We start from the raw sequence: 16,890 nt of genomic DNA, 5'->3' as shown, positions 1-16,890 counted from the left end.
TGTAGTCTCCTCTCGCTAAGTGTAGAGTCGTTTCACGACTCGGACTTTTCCGTTCTTTTCTTTCTTGATGCTTTTCACATCTCGTAAAAGAACTTTCATTCGTGAAGTAAACAGACGCTCGACTTCTTTTTGGAGCGCGACTTCATGTTCAGGCTCAAATCGTGCTTCATCCTTCACGTACAGCATCTCAATTTCGTCTATTTTGTGTTGCAACACTTGAATTTGAATAATAGAGTTCGGTAGCACGCCGACCGCTGCGGTCAAATCTCCTTCAAACACCTTATAGCCTTCCGGCGTCTCAACATAGTTCATTTGACGACCATCGATTGACTCGATAATGGTGTCCTGTCGACCACATGGACACATCGCTTCACTGAGGGTCATCCGATCGCCAATGCGGTAGCGAATCAGCGGTGTTCCGTGCGTCGTGAAACTGGTGACGAGCGCCTCTCCAAATGCATCCGTCTCGATGATTCCCATCTCAGGGCGTAAGTGCATCTTCCCGCACTCACACTCCGTAACGATAGGAGCCCCTTCCGAAGAAGCATATTGATCGTAAACCGGCGCTTGGAACATCTCTTCTAACAACAAGCGTCCGGATGGTGTGAGCGTCTCCGAGGTCGGAAATAAAGCCACCGGTCGGAACGATAATGTCTTTTGATGGGTTTTCAAATATTTTGCGATTTCAATCATATCGGAAGGTGAACCGTCGAGTGCGGCCGGTTGAAATTCGTTCAACGAATCGATGTAGTGTGGAATCGTCGTCGGATTCGAATGCACGACCGAGTAGAGCATTTGCTTCATCGGGGCATTATACCGCCAATACACCGCATTCTTTTGATTACCTGGACAAATCATCCGTCCTGTAAAACTAGCTCGCTTCATCCCACGGCGAAAACCATGTTGTTCTTTAAAAAAATCGAGATGCGCCATTCGCATTTGATAATCGTATTCGGTGAAACGAACCTGAATCGATTTACCCGTCGTCCCGCCCGTCATGCCGATGATCGGGGCATGAAGGTTAGAAAAGATGGTCTCATCCGTTCGAAGCGTCTCTTTCTCCAAAGGGGGAATCCGCTTAAAGTCTTCTAAGCTCTTTAAGGGTAAGGTAACCCCGTGTTTTTTGAAGAGTCGCTGATAGTACACGTTGTGTTGATTACAAAACTGTAGGAATTGATTCAAATGATTGAGTTTTGCATCAGGTGACGCTTCATTTGGAGCACGTCTCAGTCGCTCCAATTCCTGCTCATAATACTGACCGTATCGCTCCCGATATAACTTGATTCCATATAAGGAAACCAGCCAATTTTGGAGGCGAATCGGTGAGTGTGCATAAATCCGATCCTGTAAAATCCCCATTACTCGATGCCCTCCTTCAACACTTGATGATAGGCGATGTACCAGTCGATAAACGCGTTTACGCCATCGCGAATCGACGTCTGTGGTTGAAAGTCAATCGATTCATACAAAGAGGAGGAATCTGCAAAACTCGCGGGTACATCTCCCGCCTGAAGTGGTAACAAGCGGAGGATGGCCTTTTTCCCGACTCGCTCTTCGATCGTCCGAATAAAGTCCATCAAGGATACCGGTTGCTGATTTCCAATGTTATAGACACGAAACGGAACGTCACTCCGGTCAGGTAGAGGATGTTCATAGTCAAACTCCTCATCTGCCAACGGTGCGATATCCATAAGTCGGACAATCGACTCGATGATGTCGTCGATGTATGTGAAATCTCGTTCCATCTCACCATAGTTGTATACATCGATTGGTTCGCCTTTTAAAATCGCCTCCGTAAATTTGTAAAGTGCCATATCGGGACGCCCCCATGGCCCATAGACGCTAAAGAATCGCAACCCCGTCGTTTTTAGACCGAACAAATGGCTGTACGTATGAGCCATCAACTCATTCGCCTTCTTCGAAGCCGCATACAAGGATAGCGGATGATCGACCGGGTGTTGTTCGGAAAATGGCATCGCCTGATTTGATCCGTAAACCGAGCTAGATGAGGCATAAATCAATTGCTCTACTGGATAGAAGCGACAAGCCTCCAAGATGTTCAAGAAACCAACGATATTGGATTGAATATAAGCATCTGGATTTTCTAGACTGTAGCGTACACCGGCCTGAGCCGCCAAATTGACCACGACTTGGGGTTGGTTTTTTTCGAAGACACGCGTGATTGCCATCTTATTTTCGAGGGCATCACGATAGAGTTTGAAGCGAGGATGCGTCAACACATGAAGTCTTGATTCTTTTAATCTCGGATCGTAATAATCATTGACCACATCGATTCCGATGACATGATGTCCTTCTTTTAGCAACCGTCGAGCTAGATGGAAACCAATGAACCCGGCCACTCCGGTCACGAGAACTATTTTTTTCATAACGACTTCCTCCTTTGCGTTGACTCGTTGACTCGCATGCGTACCGGTTCGAATTGTGGCGCAAAAATACTTTCCATCACTTCTTCTGGCAGTTCGTTGTTTGCGACAAACAACAAGAAAGAAGTGAGTCCATTCGATTGATCGAGTAGATATTCAATCGTTTTCAAAATCGGATCAACCGATTTAAAGGGTCTTGTACAACCGACGAAAATCTTTTCATATACTTGATTCGTATGTTCGCTCGTTGCGAGCAGTTCTTCGAACAGCTTCTCACCAGGACGAATGCCACTGAAATGAATCGGGATTTGTTCGAGGGTGAAACCGCTCAGTGTAATCATCCGTTTCGCCAAGTCCACAATTTTGACGGGATTCCCCATATCTAGTACGAACACTTCGCCCCCATTTGCGCGCACGCTCGCTTGAATGACGAGGCGACTCGCTTCTGGGATGGTCATAAAGTATCGGGTCATCTCTGGATGCGTCACCGTAATGGGTCCGCCCCGTTGAATTTGTTCTTTAAAGAGCGGAACGACGGAGCCACGACTTCCTAAGACGTTGCCGAAACGAACGACCGAGAATGTCGTTTTGCTGTGGCGAGCCTGCTGTTGGACAATCATTTCTGCTACTCGTTTCGTGGCACCCATCACGTTCGTCGGATTGACCGCCTTATCCGTAGAGATCATGACGAACCGCTTCACTTCAAAGAAATCGGCGGCTTCGACCATATTCTTCGTTCCGTAAATATTGTTTTTCACTGCTTCTCTCGGATTGTCTTCCATGAGCGGAACGTGCTTGTGAGCTGCCGCATGATAGACAACGTCCGGTCGATACTGATCAAACACTTCCATCACCCGCGCCCGGTCTTGGACGTCACCGATGACGGGACAAATCTCTGTATCAGACCCGAGTAAGCGGAGTTCGCGATCGATTGCATATATGCTATTCTCGCCATGTCCAAACAGGATGAGTTTGCCAGGATTGAATTTCATCAATTGACGGCAAAGCTCTGAACCAATCGAGCCTCCTGCACCGGAGATGAAAATGGTTAATCCACTCAACGTTTGAGAAATCTCCGAAACATCGAGCTGAACCGGTTCACGGCCGAGCAAATCTTCGATGGCCACTTCTCGAATTTCATTTAATGAGACTTTTCCGGATGCGAGTTCCGCAAGCATTGGCAGTGCATGGGATTCGACGCCTGTCTTCTCAATTCGTTTCAAAAGTTGTACTCGATTTCCGTATGGAAGAGAAGGAATGGCCAACACAACCACTTCGATATTCAGCTCTTCAATTTTGCGTTCTAATAAATCGATTGAACCGATGACCGGTGTCCCGTGAATGTAGAGACGGTGAAGCAATGGATTATCATCCAACACCCCGACCACATGCAGCACATTCGTTCGATGCTCTTTCAGTTCTTTAATGATTTTTTGACCCGATTCCCCACCACCGATAACCAAGGTAGCTTTTCCATTCGACACCGGTGAGTGAAATCGGAAAAACGATCGTGTCCTAGCGACGAGTCGGATAAATAACATTCCGTTAAATGCGAGTAAGCTTTGAATAAAAATTGCTTGATAGGAAAAGCCATCCAATAATACGTATGATGCGAATAAGACGAACGTGTCACTCATGACCAACACAATCGCCAGTAATTGCAATTCACGCATCGATCCGTATCGCCAGTCGATTCGGTATACCCGAGTCACCCATCCTAAAATGAGAAGAACGAGCGTCTTCAATCCGAGGATCGTGATCAAATCTAGCGGGTCAGATGTTACCGTCGGATCATTTGCAAAGAATAGGTCAAACGTCACGAAAATCGCGAGCCCTGCAATTGTGATATCGAGTAACATCAAGAGCGCATTTTTTTGATCAATGGGAGACCGAACAGTTGGAGTACTCATCCTTTCACCACCTTCCATCCCAATCAGCTTCGAGTTGATGCTAGATAAGTACCCGTTCAAGATTCACAATCCAAAAGAAAAGAATAGCTTTTTGATACGAATGACATTTCGTCATGAAACGGTTTAACAAATGTGTAATGAGTTTTTACTTTCTTTTGTGAATATTTTTAATTTATATGGGTATTATGGGAAGTAGAAGGTAGGACATTTGGATTATTTTCACTTTGAGATTTTGCGAATGTCGCATTCTCCCAAAGTAGTCAATCGATTCAGGTTCCTCCCTTTTCATATCTCGTCACCGGACACATATTCTAGCTTTCCTTCAGGACCACCATTGTTTAACCACACCATGACCTTTGAAGCCACGACTTGCTTCTGAAAAGGAGAGACATCACGATGAAACGATGGACAGAGCAACAGATCCTCTCATGCCTAAGACAAGCAGCGAATGAACTTGAAGAATTTGACACAAAACAGTACACACTATGGGCCCGAAACAAAGACGTCCCCTCCCTATCGACCGTGATTTACAAATTTGGTTCTTGGCGGGAAGCCGTTCAAGCGGCGGAGATTAAGATGTTGTATCGTTATTATTCAGATGAAGATATTTTGACCGCACTGATTGAGGCCTCAGAAGAACTTGAACTCTTCACGAGCCAAACGTATCGTGCCTGGGCAAAAATCTCGCAAGCCCCTTCTTTGACGCTGATCAGCAGCCGGTTCGGTTCGTGGTCGAATGCGTTACGTGAAGCCAAGCTTCAAACGACAACGGTACGGAACAATGAAGAACGGATCATTCAAGCCTTGATTGAAGCCTCCGAAAAGTTAGAGCGTCTCACGTCCCAACATTACGCCGTAAGGGCACAGGAAAAAGGCTATCCGACGGTAGCGACAATCGCTCGCAAATACGGATCATGGAGCTATGCGCTATTTGTCTTGGATATCGCTCCTCCGAAACGTAAATGGGATGAGGAAGATGTCATTGATGCCTTGCAGTTAGCCAAAACAGAACTACCACATTTTAGTATCCTCCACTACCGGAAATGGGCCGAAGGTCGAAATGTTCCAAGTACATCGACAATCAATGCCTTATTCGGAAGCTGGACGGCTGCTTTAAAATGTAAAAAGGAACAAAAAGTAAAACAGTAATCCATACAGATGAACTCATACAAAAAGCGCCGACTCTTTTCGAGTCGACGCTTTTTTCATGTGACGATCGCAATGTATAGCGGGATTCCAACTAACAGGTTGAACGGGAACGTGACAGCTAGCGAAAGGGTCAAATAAAATGATGGTTTCGCTTCTGGGACCGAGGCTTGTAACATGGCGGGAGCGGCGATATACGACCCACTCGCTGCGAGTGTCATCAAGAGGATCGTTCCGCCGTCAGATAAATTGGCAATCCCCGCTGCAATAAAGCCGACAAGTGCTCCGACTAACGGAAACACCATCCCCATCATCATAAATTTTAGTCCATATGACGGGACCGTTTTCAACTGCTGTCCGACTTTCATTCCTAGACCTAGTAAGAATAAGAGTAAAACGCCCGGGAAAAAGTCGACGAAAAATGGTTTGAGCGGTGTGGCGTCTGGTGTCACCAGTCCAACAATCAGACCTGCAAACATCAAGAGGATACTTTTCGAGAACAAACTCTCCCGCAACACCGATAGAGAGTTCGCCTTCCCTGACGTAGCCGTGATTCCCATCATGTGTGTCTGATTATACAACAGTAACGCCACAATCAGGCCGGGAATTTCAAGGACGACGACTAGTGTTGTCATGAACGGCTCGTACGCAATCCCGAGACGCTCGAGCTGTGTCGATGCTGCTACATAGGTGACGAGTGACACCGAGCCGAACGTCGCAGCCATGGCAATTCGCTCAGGGAATGAGAATTTGAACATTCCTCCGACATAGAATGCGAGAAGCGGTAGCAAAATCCCAATCAACAGCGTCACGGTCAGCGGTAATGCGATGTCTTCAAAAGATACCGAGGCGAGTCCCATACCTCCCTTCAGTCCGATAGCAAGCAGTAAGTAAATATTGAGCGTCGTACTCAATGAATCCGGGATCTTTAAGTTTGATTTTCCGACTGCGGCGATAACGCCCGTCACAAACAGTAGTACCGGGGCGCTCGTCAATAAAAATAAAAACAATTCCATACATCTTCCTCCTTGGCGACAAAAAAGCGCACACCTAAAGAAGGCGTGCGCTGTATGCCGACGGCTCGAATAATCGCTCCGTCAGGCCGACAACTGTCGGTTTATTGAATTGGTCAGTAGCTCCGTAACAAGATTTCGAAAGCACGCTTCATCTTGACTCGTCCAGTCGATTCTCTATACGTCTCTGCCTTTCATTTTAAGAAGGTGGCGTTTCATTGTCAATCGGTTTGATCCCAAGGGGCATCTAGACGAAACACGATGAGACGCTCCCCTGTTTTCGTACTGATGTCCGTATGGAGCGAGATAATCGAACGACCGAGTACTTGTTCGACAATTGTTTCGAGTTGACTCCGCCCTGATTCGACGAGATTGTTGCGATATTTCTTCAATTGCTCGCGACCTGAAGACTTGGTAGCCAAATCATACTCGGCCGGCGTCAACACGCCTTGGAGTGTGACGATGGCGAGGTCTCGAAGCAGGTCTGCCTTACACGTCAATGACCCGCGACCCAAATATTCTTTCTCCCATTGGGTAATCCGAGCGCTCAGTTCCATTTCCAGCTGACCCTTTTTCCGCATTTACTTCACGAATCCAATCATCATCTCACGAAGAATCTTAGCTGCTGCGATGGCAGTCATATCTGACTGATCGTATGCCGGTGACACTTCGACAAGGTCTGCACCGATGATGTCGAGGTCTGCGTTTGCAATGGCATGTACCGCTTCGAGCAATTCTTTCGTTGAGATGCCACCGATTTCTTGCGTCCCTGTCCCTGGTGCCGCTGACGGGTCGAGGACGTCGATGTCGATCGTGACGTATACTTTTTTGCCAGCGAGTGTCGGTAAGACGCGTTTGAGTGGTTCGATCACTTCAAATTGATGCATGTTGTAGCCGACTTCACGAGCCCACTCAAACTCTTCTTTCATCCCTGAACGGATTCCGAACGAATAGCAGTTCGATGGTCCAATCAAGTTTGCCGCTTTTTTGAGCGGAGTCGAGTGTGAGAGCGGCTCGCCTTCATACTCATCTCGAAGGTCCGTATGCGCATCCAAGTGGAGGATGACAAAGTCGTTGCCGTAAACGTCATGCATCGCTTTGATGATCGGCCATGTGACAAGGTGCTCACCGCCCATGCCGAGTGGGAACTTGCCTGCTTTGACGACATCTTTGACGAACGCCTCGATCATATCGAGCGACTTCGGTGCGTTCCCGAATGGAAGCGGGATATCTCCTGCATCGTACACCGCGGCATCAGCCAAGTCACCGTCTAAATACGGGCTATATTCCTCGAGTCCAATCGATACTTCACGAATCCGGTTCGGACCGAAACGCGAGCCTGGACGGAAGCTGACTGTCCAGTCCATCGGCATCCCGTAAAGAACCGTCTTCGCCTCTGTCACCTCTGGGAGGCTGGCGATAAACACTTTACCTGAGTAGGCTTCATCGAAACGCTTAATCATTTTGTTAAGTCCTCCACGAATTTCGGAAGAACGAACGCTGCATTGTGAAGCTTCGGCGTATAGTACTTCGTTTCGATGTCATGGAACCGCTCAGCTGATACTTGTTCCGGGTCGTATTTCTTCGAACCGATCGTGAACGTCCACATGCCACTCGGGTACGTTGGTACGTTTGCTGTGTACAACTTCGTGATTGGGAAGATTTCCTTCACGTCACGTTGAACCGTTTGGATGAGTTCTGGTGTGAACCATGGGTTATCCGTTTGAGCCACAAAGATGCCATCCTCTTTGAGCGCTTTTGAAATCCCTGCATAGAAACCTTTTGTGAAGAGGTTGGCTGCTGGTCCGACCGGTTCAGTCGAGTCGACCATGATGACGTCGTACTCGTTTTCTGACTTCGCGATATGCATGAATCCGTCACCGACGATGACTTCAACACGCGGGTTATCGAGCTCACCCGCAATATTTGGTAAGTATTTCTTCGAATATTCAATGACTTTCCCGTCGATATCCACGAGAACTGCTTTTTCTACTGATGGGTGTTTCATAATTTCACGGATGACACCGCCATCTCCCCCACCGACTACGAGCACATGCTTCGGATTCGGGTGTGTAAAGAGTGGGACGTGTGCGACCATCTCGTGATAGACGAATTCGTCCTTATCCGTCGTCATGACCATCCCGTCAAGTAACAACATCGTTCCGAACTCGTCCGTTTCGACCATCTCTAGTCGTTGAAACTCCGTTTGTTCGCTCTCATAAACGTGGTTTACACGGAACGTAATTCCGTAATCTTCTGTTTGGTGCTCCGTAAACCATAACTTTAATTTTTGGTCCATCGATAGAACCCCTTTCTGTTCAAAAAGTTGTTCGTATGCGAGTGGCGTTTTGAGGCGCTTCTTAATCATACGATAGGAAGTATACAAAACCTGTACCCATTTTGCACGATTTTTTTTCGGAATCGGTCTTGAATGTGAGTTTTTTGTGAGACGTTGCCGATATACTGATTGAACCAATTCTGAATCGAAAGGTGGAATAGTATGTGGTCACCCTGTGCTTCTTGTAACACAACAATTCCTTTGATTGCTCAAGGAACACTCGTCACGAAATTCAAGGAATACTCTTACAAAACGTTTGAAGAACTCGATACGCTCCTTCTGCATGCGGAAGGAACGGTTTACTGTGTCGATTATAACTCGAAAAGTCAGACGCCTCCGCTCGAGGTCGAAGCACTAAAAGATCAGCTTGCGCATCGGCACATCATTGAACAGATTCAGCACGGCACGTTCGAGAGTCACCTCCAACCGATCATCTTCCTCGATTCAACGGAAACGTTCGGATATGAAGCGCTCCTCCGCAGTAGCGCCAACATTTCACCTGGTGACCTATTCCGGACGGCAAACCGTTTCGGTCTCCATTCGAAACTCGATCAACGTGCCCGCGCGGAAGCAATCAAAGCAACGTTTGAAGCCGTTGCTCCTCAGCAAAAGACGTTCATCAACTTCTTACCTTCGACCATTTATAACCCGGACTATTGTCTCCAGCACACGTTTGACATCATTGACCGATATGACCTCAGCCCGGACCGCTTTATCTTTGAAGTCGTGGAGACGGAGAAGGTACATGACGTGGATCATCTCCAACACGTGTATTCGACATATAAAAAGCGAGGGATGAAAGTAGCATTAGACGATGTCGGGGCAGGCTTCTCGACAATCGATATGTTGAAGCGGCTCGAACCGGACTATGTCAAAATTGACCGTTCCTATATCTCGTTTTGTGATGAAGACGCTGAAAAACGCGCTTTCCTCAAACAAGTGCGTGCGTTAACCCATTCGATGGGCATCACCCTTCTTGCTGAAGGAGTAGAACGTATGGAAGAGGCAGATGTCTGTCGTGAGCTCGGATTCGATTTAGCGCAAGGATATTTCTTCGGAAAACCGGCCCCTGCCAATCAATACAAGATTGAAATCGCATAAGTCATCACTTTCAAAAGCACAGGAATCGACTTCGTCGTCATCCCGTGTTTTTTCATTTACCGGTCCCTTATGATCACTTCCTTATTGTTTCATCTACTTTTAGGTTTCGTTCAGAGATGTTCAGGAGATAGCATATTATAGAAGGTTGACGGGAGCGAAAGAGGTGGATATGTAGATGAAGTCATGGATTGTCAGTGGCTATGCAATCGTACTAGGAATCATCATCGGTTTAGTAAGTTGGCTTTTCTTGTCCGTCGTTTATAAAGGGATTCACGTTGTATGGCATACGGTACCTGAGCAATTTGATATTCCGTTTTATCTGTTTCTCGTACCGGTCATCGCTGGTGTAAGCATCGGTCTGTTGCAACGTCGGTATGGGCAAATGCCTCGTCTCATGCCAGAAGTGATGGAAGAACGAAAAGATACCGGTCGTATCGACTATCGCTTGATTGGATTCACAACATTGACCGCCCTCCTCGTTCTCATCGGAGGTGCAAGCCTCGGTCCTGAGGCCGCGCTCGTCGGCATCGTCGGCGGACTCACGACATGGTTCTCCGAGCGAATCCGCTATGTTCGTCAAGAGTTAGGTGAATTACAAGAAGTCGGTCATGCCGTCGTGCTCGGGATTGTCTTCAACGCGCCACTATTTGGTGCGATTGCTGCTGAGGAGAACGAGCAGAAGAAACAACCGATGCTAAACCTTCTGGCGACACTCGCCGGGATTGGGACGTTTTATTTATTGAACCAACTGGATGAGCGTCCCCCGTTCATCATTAAGTTCCCTGCGATTGAAAGTGTCCAGATCGATTGGACGATGTTATTGATTGTTCTTGGCGGCATGGTTCTCGGCTGGCTTTATTTGGTGAGTGAACATGCATTGATGCGACTTTTTTCAAACATACCAATCTTATTGCTTACAACGCTCGGTGGAGTCGGAATCGGGATCATGGCTCTTCTTTATCCGGACCTCCTCTTCTCCGGAGAAGAAACTATTCTTGAGTATATCGACGAGTGGCGACTGATTCCTCTCTATACCCTTCTCTTATTTAGTGTACTGAAACTGCTTTTTACCGCATTCTGTTTAGCGACTGGTTGGCGTGGTGGGCACATCTATCCTCTTCTTTTTTTTTTTTTCATGCTCGGTTACTTCTTCAGTTTACTGTTTGACATCGATATGACATTTTCCGTCGTCTTGACGACGAGCGCCTTACTGGCGACGGCGATGCGACAACCGCTGGCTATTATCGTACTACTCGTTCTCTTTTTTCCTCCGAATAGTTGGCTCTATGTATTCGCAGTCGTTGCAATCGTTTCAAAAATTCCACTTCCATCGTTCATCCATTCACCAGCGAAAGCTTGATTAAAAAAAATGAAAAAAGGGTAAGAGATGAATAGTTATGCACTCTCTCGAAAGGAGGAACGGTTGTGAGCGAATATGAAATGGCCATTGAAAACCTAATTGACGCAGTTAGTTCGGATTGGATTAGCATCATTTTAGCTATTTTAGTCGTGATTATGGGGATTGTCGTCTTCATTTATGTCGTCATGACAATCGTCGACATGTTTTTGTCCAAGGATATCGTCTGGGGAATCGTTGAAGTCATCGCTCTATTCGTAGGACTGGCAGTGCTCTTGTCCGTCTTCTACTATTGGAATCGGAATCGGGTCAAAGCACAGTTTGGTCTCTTCCTCGTCTTGTTCTCTCTCGCAGTGAATGTGTACTTCTTCGTTCGTTATGCGGACGAAATCAATGCTGTTTTGAACAGCGTGTACTAAAAAACGAGGGGGAATTCCCCCTCGTTTTCATCGTTCATCGAAATATAGAAAGGTGGTGTTTCCTTTGAAACGTCGCGTAATTCAACTGATCATCATGGTGATCAGTGTCATCTTGCTTATCGGTCTCTTGTTCTGGCTCGACGTCCTTATTCCTATATTAATTGGAATCGCCATCATCGCACCGCTCGTCGTCGGATGGCAAATTCTATTTGACCAAGTACAACCTCAAGGGAAGCTCGCCTGGTTACTGACCGTCTTCTTCATTCCATTCATCGGTGTCTTGGCATGGGTCATGTTTGGCCGTACGCCACGCCGTCATCGACGCTTCAAACGAACGTCATCAGAGATCCGGATGCTACGGCAAGCAATCGAAAGCGAGAAAATTGAAACTTCGCCTGATATTGTGTCGTCTTACCCGTTGACACAGACACTCGAAAAATTAGGCGCATCCGGTGCCGATGGTCATACTTCGACTAAACTACTCGTCAATGGTGAACAGAAATTTGATGCATTGTTAGACGCCATCAACAGTGCAACCGATCATATCCACATCCAATACTACCTCTTTCGGACGGATGACATTTCGTTAAAAGTTAGAGAAACCCTCATTCAAAAATCGAATGAAAATGTCATTGTCCGCTTTCTGTATGACGGACTCGGTAGCCAAGAAATCGGGGAAGAGTTTATCCAACCGTTACGGGAGTCCCGTGTCCACGTTCAGGCGTTCGACCCCGTTTTGCATCCGTACCTGGTGTTTAACGCCAACTTCCGCAACCATCAAAAACTGATTGTCGTGGATGGGCGAATCGCGCTAACAGGCGGGTTGAATGTCGGGGATGAATATCTTGGGAAGAATGATACACTCGGTTTTTGGCGTGACACCCATCTCCGTCTTGAAGGTCCGCTCGTCCGAGAATTGCAACAGCTCTTTGTCGAGAACTGGCTATATGCAGGACAAGGGACGAGTGATGAAACATGGGATCTGTTCGCAGATGAAGAGCACCTCTCTCAGTACTTTGTGAATGAACCGAAAGGGCAAAACGGTGCGACACAACTACTCGTCACATCGCCTGGTAAAGACGTCACGATTCGCGATGGACTCATGCGTCTGTTGATGGATGCCAAAGAATCGATTTGGCTCACCACCCCATACCTTGTCCCCCCACCTGAACTATTGGCCATTCTTGAAGTCGCAGGTCGTAGTGGCATCGATGTCCGAATCGTCGTACCGGGCAAAGGAGACGAATGGTTCAGCTTCCATGCGACCGAGTATTATTTTGAACAATTGTTGAAGCGCAATATCAAAATTTATAAATACAATCGCCATTTTATCCATGCGAAAACACTACTGATTGATGGCAAAGTTGCCCTCGTCGGGTCAGCCAACTTCGATTTTCGTAGTATGTTTCTAAACCACGAGATGATGATTGCCCAATTCGATACTACATCCATTCAAGAACTGCACGAGGCATTCCTGAAGGACTTTGAAGAATCCATTTTAATCGATTGGACCATGTTGCGGAAAAAGACGACCGGCAAACGTTTCGTCGAAGCGTTTTGTCACATTTTCTCGCCACTCCTTTGACGCATTCGCCAAACAAGATACGTCATGGCGACGACACCAACTAAAAACAATTGCCATCCAATCGTTAACTGCATCGCTGCCGTCACCGCCAGTCCTTCCATAATCAAGGCAGGAATCTTTCCAATCGTACTTGCTACTGCGAACGAGGCGAGCGTCATGCGACTGAACGCCGCCGATAACGTGACGAGACCAGAAGGAACGAATGGCATAAGACGCATCCCGAGGACGAGAAACCAAGCCTCGGCTCCTTCGGACTCCCGAAGCCGTTGAAATCGGCTACCATTCGGGGAAACATAACGGTGTAGGGCTTTCCGATAAAGGATGAAACTCACGACGGCGCCAACTGCTTCCCCGACAATCGATACGAGGATGCCCGGCACGAGACCGAGGACACTCACATTGATGGCTGTCAAAAAAGCACTAGGGAGGACACCGGCGACCGCAATCACACTATTCAGTAAAATACTGATCATCAAAAATAAAGGGAGCGGGAGCAGTTCCCATTCCATAACAATCACTCTTTCTATTCACAAAATAAGGACCATGACATGTCGTCATGGTCCTTTACTATATCATAGCGATGATGAAGAGGTTGCACCGGCTTCATCCCACGAGTCTTCGTCGACTGGTGGTAAATGTTTTTCTTCCAATTTCGAAACGACAACCGCACATGCCGCATCCCCCGTGATGTTGACTGATGTGCGAAGCATATCAAGAATACGGTCTACTCCGATAATGAGAGCGATTCCCTCTACCGGTAAGTTGACTGACTGAAGGACGAGCGCAAGCATGACAAGTCCGACTCCCGGTACACCCGCTGTCCCGATCGAAGCGAGGACCGCTGTGATGACGACCGTCAACAACTGAGTCATTGTTAAGTCAGAAGCGAACACTTGCGCGATGAAAATCGTCGCAACCCCTTGCATGATCGCTGTTCCGTCCATGTTGACCGTTGCCCCAAGTGGCTGTACGAACGACGAAATCGAACGCGGCACACCGAGTTTTTTCTGTGCGACTTCCATCGATACTGGAAGCGTCGCATTTGACGAAGAAGTCGAGAACGCGAACGTCATCGCCTCATAGAAGTTCTTGAAGAAGAAGACTGGGCTCATCTTCCCGATGAAGTAAACCGCTGCCCCGTAGACAATCGTTGCATGTAAGAATAGCGTCAAGACGACGGCAATCATATACCACGCCATTGCGACAACCGCGTCGAGACCGATGCCTCCGATTGCAGAAGCAATCAATGCGAATGCGCCGTATGGAGCGAGCTTCATCACAAGATGAATCAAGTACATCATAATGCGATCGCCTTGTTTGACGAATTGACGCCACGTTTTCGCCTTGTCCCCGAGGGCAATCAGCGCAAACCCAATCAATGCAGCAAAGACGATGATTTGAAGCATGTTTCCTTCAGCGAGCGCCGTAATCGGATTCGTTGGAATCATATTGACGAATGTCTGTACGATATTAGACGATTCCTCGGTCGCTGTTGATTCAAATTCAAGACCTGTCGTTTGGAAGTCCCCACGCTCCCCTGGCTGTAAGACGGATGCAACACCCATCGCTAACATGATCGCGAGCGCTGTCGTCGCTAAGAAGAACAGAATCGACTTCGACCCGACTCGACCTAGTTCTTTCGGGTCCCCGAGACCCATGACGCCTAAAATAATTGAGAAGAAGACAATCGGTACGACTAACATTTTAATTAAATTCAAAAAGATCGTTCCGACCGGAGATAAAATATACGGATTCACAATCTCATAAACATTATCCGGCAAGCCCGCCAATCCGAGACCAACAACAACACCTAGCGCGAGACCGATTAAGATTTTTTTCGTTTCGCTCATCGTATCACCCTTTCTTTTTTTCACAATGTAGTCAGTATATCATAATACTGAATTTTCATACAATTACAACTGAATATCTCTTCAGTTACAAATTCTCTTGAAATTCCCAAAAACTTGAAACAAAAAAGATTGGAGACGAAAATTCGTCCAATCTTTTTACTCAGCGTCTACACGCTCGAGCTCTGCATGAAGTTCAGTCGAGTTCGCCCAAATCTCAGGGCGATGTTCTTGTAAGAAGTTCGCTAAAACGTCGCGGGACGGAGCGTCCATCATGTCGATTAAAATCCGACCCTTTAACGATTTATCCATTTGATTAACGTGATACGGTAATAATTTATAACCCCGTCTCGCTTCCACGTCAACTAACATGTCACATGCCGCGACACCGCCATAATAAAAGCCTTCCGGTTTTCGACCGACCGTCACCCACACGATCCAATACGGTTTCCCGTTCGGTACCGCTTCCGGGTCCGTCAAAAACTTAATCCGTTTCTCGATGGCAGACTTGGCGTGCATCGCTCCCATATCGATTGTTGCAACGCCTTCTTCGACATCGATGATGACCGGAGACATGTTATTTAAACTAAGCGAACCGACACCAAAACCACCGTGTCCGTCCGTCGCATCGTCTGAAATAATATTAAAATTAATGTCTTTCATGTTCCACCCTCCCTCTCTACTGTACACAATGATATAGGATGGTGGCAATCCTGAGTCACACCCACTCGATTTGGAAGCGTCCCCCTGGACCGATCTGTTGGATTAATGAACGATCTTCTTCAATGATCCTTCCGATGACATTGACGCGCTCATCTGCCGGCAAATCCCGCTTCGTTATTTGCAGTTCCCCTGCATAACGACCGTAACGTTCATTGTCCATCGTGATACTACCGAGCACTCGCTCTTCTGTATCTCGCGGTTGAATCAAATGGTCCCCAGGTCGTCCATACGCTCTCGATTCGACCGAACGGATGACGTCCCGGGCTGGGTCCATCCGATTCGTGTGACTGGTTGGAACCGAATCATCATGATTTCGTGTGGTCGCTCGAAGAACGATGACGCCCTCGTCGTACTCCCGAAACTGTCGCATCGTCTGATTGGATATACACGGATCTCCAATCAAGATTCGATCGACCGTCGCTTGTAAATCGATATAACACGAAAACGGAGATTGGTGGCGGTGCATCTCGAGTGTCGGTAATGTCTCATGAAGGGGACCACGTAACCGTTCATCTCCAGGGATGAATGCTTGTACCCGTATTCCTTGCGCATGTAACCAGGCGTTTCTTTCATCAAACCAAGAACGCTCGAGTCCTGTTTCCGGACGGGGATAAAAGTTATGCCACGCTTCGACATGCTCACGTCGTAGCCCTTGTCGTAGCATCTCTTCAAGCTCTGCTTCCGTGAGCGTACTCGCATTGAGGGCGACCATCATATGTCGTGATAAATCCGCCACTTGTTTCGGTGTGACACCATAGTCAACACGTAACCCGGTGACACCCCACTCCAACAGCGCATGAGCATCATCCCAAGTCTTACCGAGTGCCTGTAGAGACGATGGAGCGATATCCGCCACGAGTTCCATCTTTAGACGACTTGCCAACGCACCTAATTGCTGAAGTCGTTCCGTATAAGTTGTCGGATCGTCTTCCGGAATATGGAGCGACGTGAAGATGCTCGTAAACCCTGCCTCTCGCATGCGTTCCATCCAAGCCATCGAATCAAGTGTCAGTTCATCGCCTAAGTACACTGAAATCCCTCTCATATGAATCCACCTTTCCAAAAGT

16 protein-coding genes are annotated in these 16,890 nt (G+C 47.4%); 5 read left to right on the top strand and 11 right to left on the bottom strand.

The genetic code is table 11. The features are described 5' to 3' along the window. Positions 1-15: 15 nt before the first annotated feature. From BBB58_RS04130 to BBB58_RS04120, 3 genes are read right to left on the bottom strand one after another with little or no spacing between them, the layout of a single operon-like run. The gene (locus BBB58_RS04130) at positions 16-1,359 is read right to left on the bottom strand and encodes a phenylacetate--CoA ligase family protein (protein ID WP_031422168.1); all 1,344 of its coding nucleotides are present in this window, start codon (positions 1,357-1,359) and stop codon (positions 16-18) included. Next, a complete protein-coding gene (locus BBB58_RS04125) occupies positions 1,359-2,387 on the bottom strand; it encodes an NAD-dependent epimerase (protein WP_074035632.1) in 1,029 nt (342 codons plus the stop codon). Before BBB58_RS04125 ends, BBB58_RS04130 begins: the two co-directional genes overlap by 1 nt. Continuing rightward, positions 2,384-4,294, bottom strand: coding sequence for a polysaccharide biosynthesis protein (locus BBB58_RS04120; protein WP_074035630.1), 1,911 nt, complete (start codon positions 4,292-4,294; stop codon positions 2,384-2,386). The genes BBB58_RS04125 and BBB58_RS04120 overlap by 4 nt, the downstream gene beginning before the upstream one ends. Positions 4,295-4,690: 396 nt before the next feature. On the opposite strand from BBB58_RS04120, the gene BBB58_RS04115 reads away from it, so the two are divergent. Further along, positions 4,691-5,443 carry a homing endonuclease associated repeat-containing protein gene (locus tag BBB58_RS04115; protein ID WP_074035628.1) on the top strand — a complete coding sequence of 251 codons (753 nt, stop codon included), beginning with the start codon at positions 4,691-4,693 and terminating at the stop codon, positions 5,441-5,443. Positions 5,444-5,499: 56 nt separating this feature from the next. Here BBB58_RS04115 and BBB58_RS04110 read toward each other — a convergent pair whose 3' ends face one another. The 4 genes from BBB58_RS04110 to speE all read right to left on the bottom strand — a co-directional run bounded on the left by BBB58_RS04110 (position 5,500) and on the right by speE (position 8,752). Continuing rightward, positions 5,500-6,456 (bottom strand): sodium-dependent bicarbonate transport family permease, encoded by a 957-nt coding sequence (locus BBB58_RS04110; protein ID WP_074035627.1) that lies wholly within the window; start codon positions 6,454-6,456, stop codon positions 5,500-5,502. Between the two features lie 218 nt (positions 6,457-6,674). Continuing rightward, a complete protein-coding gene (locus BBB58_RS04105; protein WP_012727427.1) occupies positions 6,675-7,034 on the bottom strand; it encodes a Na-translocating system protein MpsC family protein in 360 nt (119 codons plus the stop codon). Next, on the bottom strand, positions 7,035-7,916 hold the full coding sequence (gene speB / locus BBB58_RS04100; RefSeq protein WP_012727428.1) for an agmatinase: 882 nt from the start codon (positions 7,914-7,916) through the stop codon (positions 7,035-7,037). After that, positions 7,913-8,752: a polyamine aminopropyltransferase gene (gene speE / locus BBB58_RS04095; protein WP_012727429.1), complete on the bottom strand. Its 840-nt coding sequence runs from the start codon at positions 8,750-8,752 to the stop codon at positions 7,913-7,915. Before speE ends, speB begins: the two co-directional genes overlap by 4 nt. Positions 8,753-8,953: 201 nt before the next feature. Between speE and BBB58_RS04090 the strand changes: the two genes are divergently transcribed. The 4 genes from BBB58_RS04090 to cls all read left to right on the top strand — a co-directional run bounded on the left by BBB58_RS04090 (position 8,954) and on the right by cls (position 13,253). After that, a complete protein-coding gene (locus BBB58_RS04090; RefSeq protein ID WP_074035625.1) occupies positions 8,954-9,892 on the top strand; it encodes an EAL domain-containing protein in 939 nt (312 codons plus the stop codon). 175 nt (positions 9,893-10,067) lie between these two features. Then, on the top strand, positions 10,068-11,252 hold the full coding sequence (locus BBB58_RS04085; RefSeq protein WP_074035623.1) for a chloride channel protein: 1,185 nt from the start codon (positions 10,068-10,070) through the stop codon (positions 11,250-11,252). 65 nt (positions 11,253-11,317) lie between these two features. Continuing rightward, positions 11,318-11,668, top strand: a complete 351-nt coding sequence (locus tag BBB58_RS04080; RefSeq protein WP_074035622.1) for a hypothetical protein — start codon at positions 11,318-11,320, stop codon at positions 11,666-11,668. A 55-nt stretch (positions 11,669-11,723) separates the two neighbouring features. After that, positions 11,724-13,253 carry a cardiolipin synthase gene (cls, locus tag BBB58_RS04075; protein ID WP_244150662.1) on the top strand — a complete coding sequence of 510 codons (1,530 nt, stop codon included), beginning with the start codon at positions 11,724-11,726 and terminating at the stop codon, positions 13,251-13,253. Here the strand turns inward: cls and BBB58_RS04070 are convergent. The 4 genes from BBB58_RS04070 to BBB58_RS04055 all read right to left on the bottom strand — a co-directional run bounded on the left by BBB58_RS04070 (position 13,229) and on the right by BBB58_RS04055 (position 16,868). After that, positions 13,229-13,762 carry a TVP38/TMEM64 family protein gene (locus BBB58_RS04070; protein WP_074035619.1) on the bottom strand — a complete coding sequence of 178 codons (534 nt, stop codon included), beginning with the start codon at positions 13,760-13,762 and terminating at the stop codon, positions 13,229-13,231. The genes cls and BBB58_RS04070 overlap by 25 nt on opposite strands. A 63-nt stretch (positions 13,763-13,825) precedes the next feature. Continuing rightward, positions 13,826-15,103 (bottom strand): dicarboxylate/amino acid:cation symporter, encoded by a 1,278-nt coding sequence (locus BBB58_RS04065; protein ID WP_074035617.1) that lies wholly within the window; start codon positions 15,101-15,103, stop codon positions 13,826-13,828. Between the two features lie 156 nt (positions 15,104-15,259). Next, positions 15,260-15,763, bottom strand: a complete 504-nt coding sequence (locus BBB58_RS04060; RefSeq protein ID WP_031422148.1) for a YwhD family protein — start codon at positions 15,761-15,763, stop codon at positions 15,260-15,262. A gap of 55 nt (positions 15,764-15,818) precedes the next feature. After that, positions 15,819-16,868 carry a DUF871 domain-containing protein gene (locus BBB58_RS04055; protein ID WP_074035615.1) on the bottom strand — a complete coding sequence of 350 codons (1,050 nt, stop codon included), beginning with the start codon at positions 16,866-16,868 and terminating at the stop codon, positions 15,819-15,821. Positions 16,869-16,890 lie beyond the last annotated feature (22 nt).

It is taken from the genome of Exiguobacterium profundum (assembly GCF_001909285.1).
GTDB classification, from domain to species: domain Bacteria; phylum Bacillota; class Bacilli; order Exiguobacteriales; family Exiguobacteriaceae; genus Exiguobacterium; species Exiguobacterium profundum.
The sequence above is the reverse complement of the archived record's forward strand: the minus strand, read 5'-3'. Positions and strand labels throughout refer to the sequence as shown.

What these genes read in the sequence shown, in the direction of transcription:
- BBB58_RS04130 (WP_031422168.1), bottom strand. Translation starts at nt 1,359, where the DNA reads ATGGGGATTTTACAGGATCGGATTTATGCACACTCACCGATTCGCCTC.
- BBB58_RS04125 (WP_074035632.1), bottom strand. Translation starts at nt 2,387, where the DNA reads ATGAAAAAAATAGTTCTCGTGACCGGAGTGGCCGGGTTCATTGGTTTC.
- BBB58_RS04120 (WP_074035630.1), bottom strand. Translation starts at nt 4,294, where the DNA reads ATGAGTACTCCAACTGTTCGGTCTCCCATTGATCAAAAAAATGCGCTC.
- BBB58_RS04115 (WP_074035628.1), top strand. Translation starts at nt 4,691, where the DNA reads ATGAAACGATGGACAGAGCAACAGATCCTCTCATGCCTAAGACAAGCA.
- BBB58_RS04110 (WP_074035627.1), bottom strand. Translation starts at nt 6,456, where the DNA reads ATGGAATTGTTTTTATTTTTATTGACGAGCGCCCCGGTACTACTGTTT.
- BBB58_RS04105 (WP_012727427.1), bottom strand. Translation starts at nt 7,034, where the DNA reads ATGCGGAAAAAGGGTCAGCTGGAAATGGAACTGAGCGCTCGGATTACC.
- speB (WP_012727428.1), bottom strand. Translation starts at nt 7,916, where the DNA reads ATGATTAAGCGTTTCGATGAAGCCTACTCAGGTAAAGTGTTTATCGCC.
- speE (WP_012727429.1), bottom strand. Translation starts at nt 8,752, where the DNA reads ATGGACCAAAAATTAAAGTTATGGTTTACGGAGCACCAAACAGAAGAT.
- BBB58_RS04090 (WP_074035625.1), top strand. Translation starts at nt 8,954, where the DNA reads ATGTGGTCACCCTGTGCTTCTTGTAACACAACAATTCCTTTGATTGCT.
- BBB58_RS04085 (WP_074035623.1), top strand. Translation starts at nt 10,068, where the DNA reads ATGAAGTCATGGATTGTCAGTGGCTATGCAATCGTACTAGGAATCATC.
- BBB58_RS04070 (WP_074035619.1), bottom strand. Translation starts at nt 13,762, where the DNA reads ATGGAATGGGAACTGCTCCCGCTCCCTTTATTTTTGATGATCAGTATT.
- BBB58_RS04065 (WP_074035617.1), bottom strand. Translation starts at nt 15,103, where the DNA reads ATGAGCGAAACGAAAAAAATCTTAATCGGTCTCGCGCTAGGTGTTGTT.
- BBB58_RS04060 (WP_031422148.1), bottom strand. Translation starts at nt 15,763, where the DNA reads ATGAAAGACATTAATTTTAATATTATTTCAGACGATGCGACGGACGGA.
- BBB58_RS04055 (WP_074035615.1), bottom strand. Translation starts at nt 16,868, where the DNA reads ATGAGAGGGATTTCAGTGTACTTAGGCGATGAACTGACACTTGATTCG.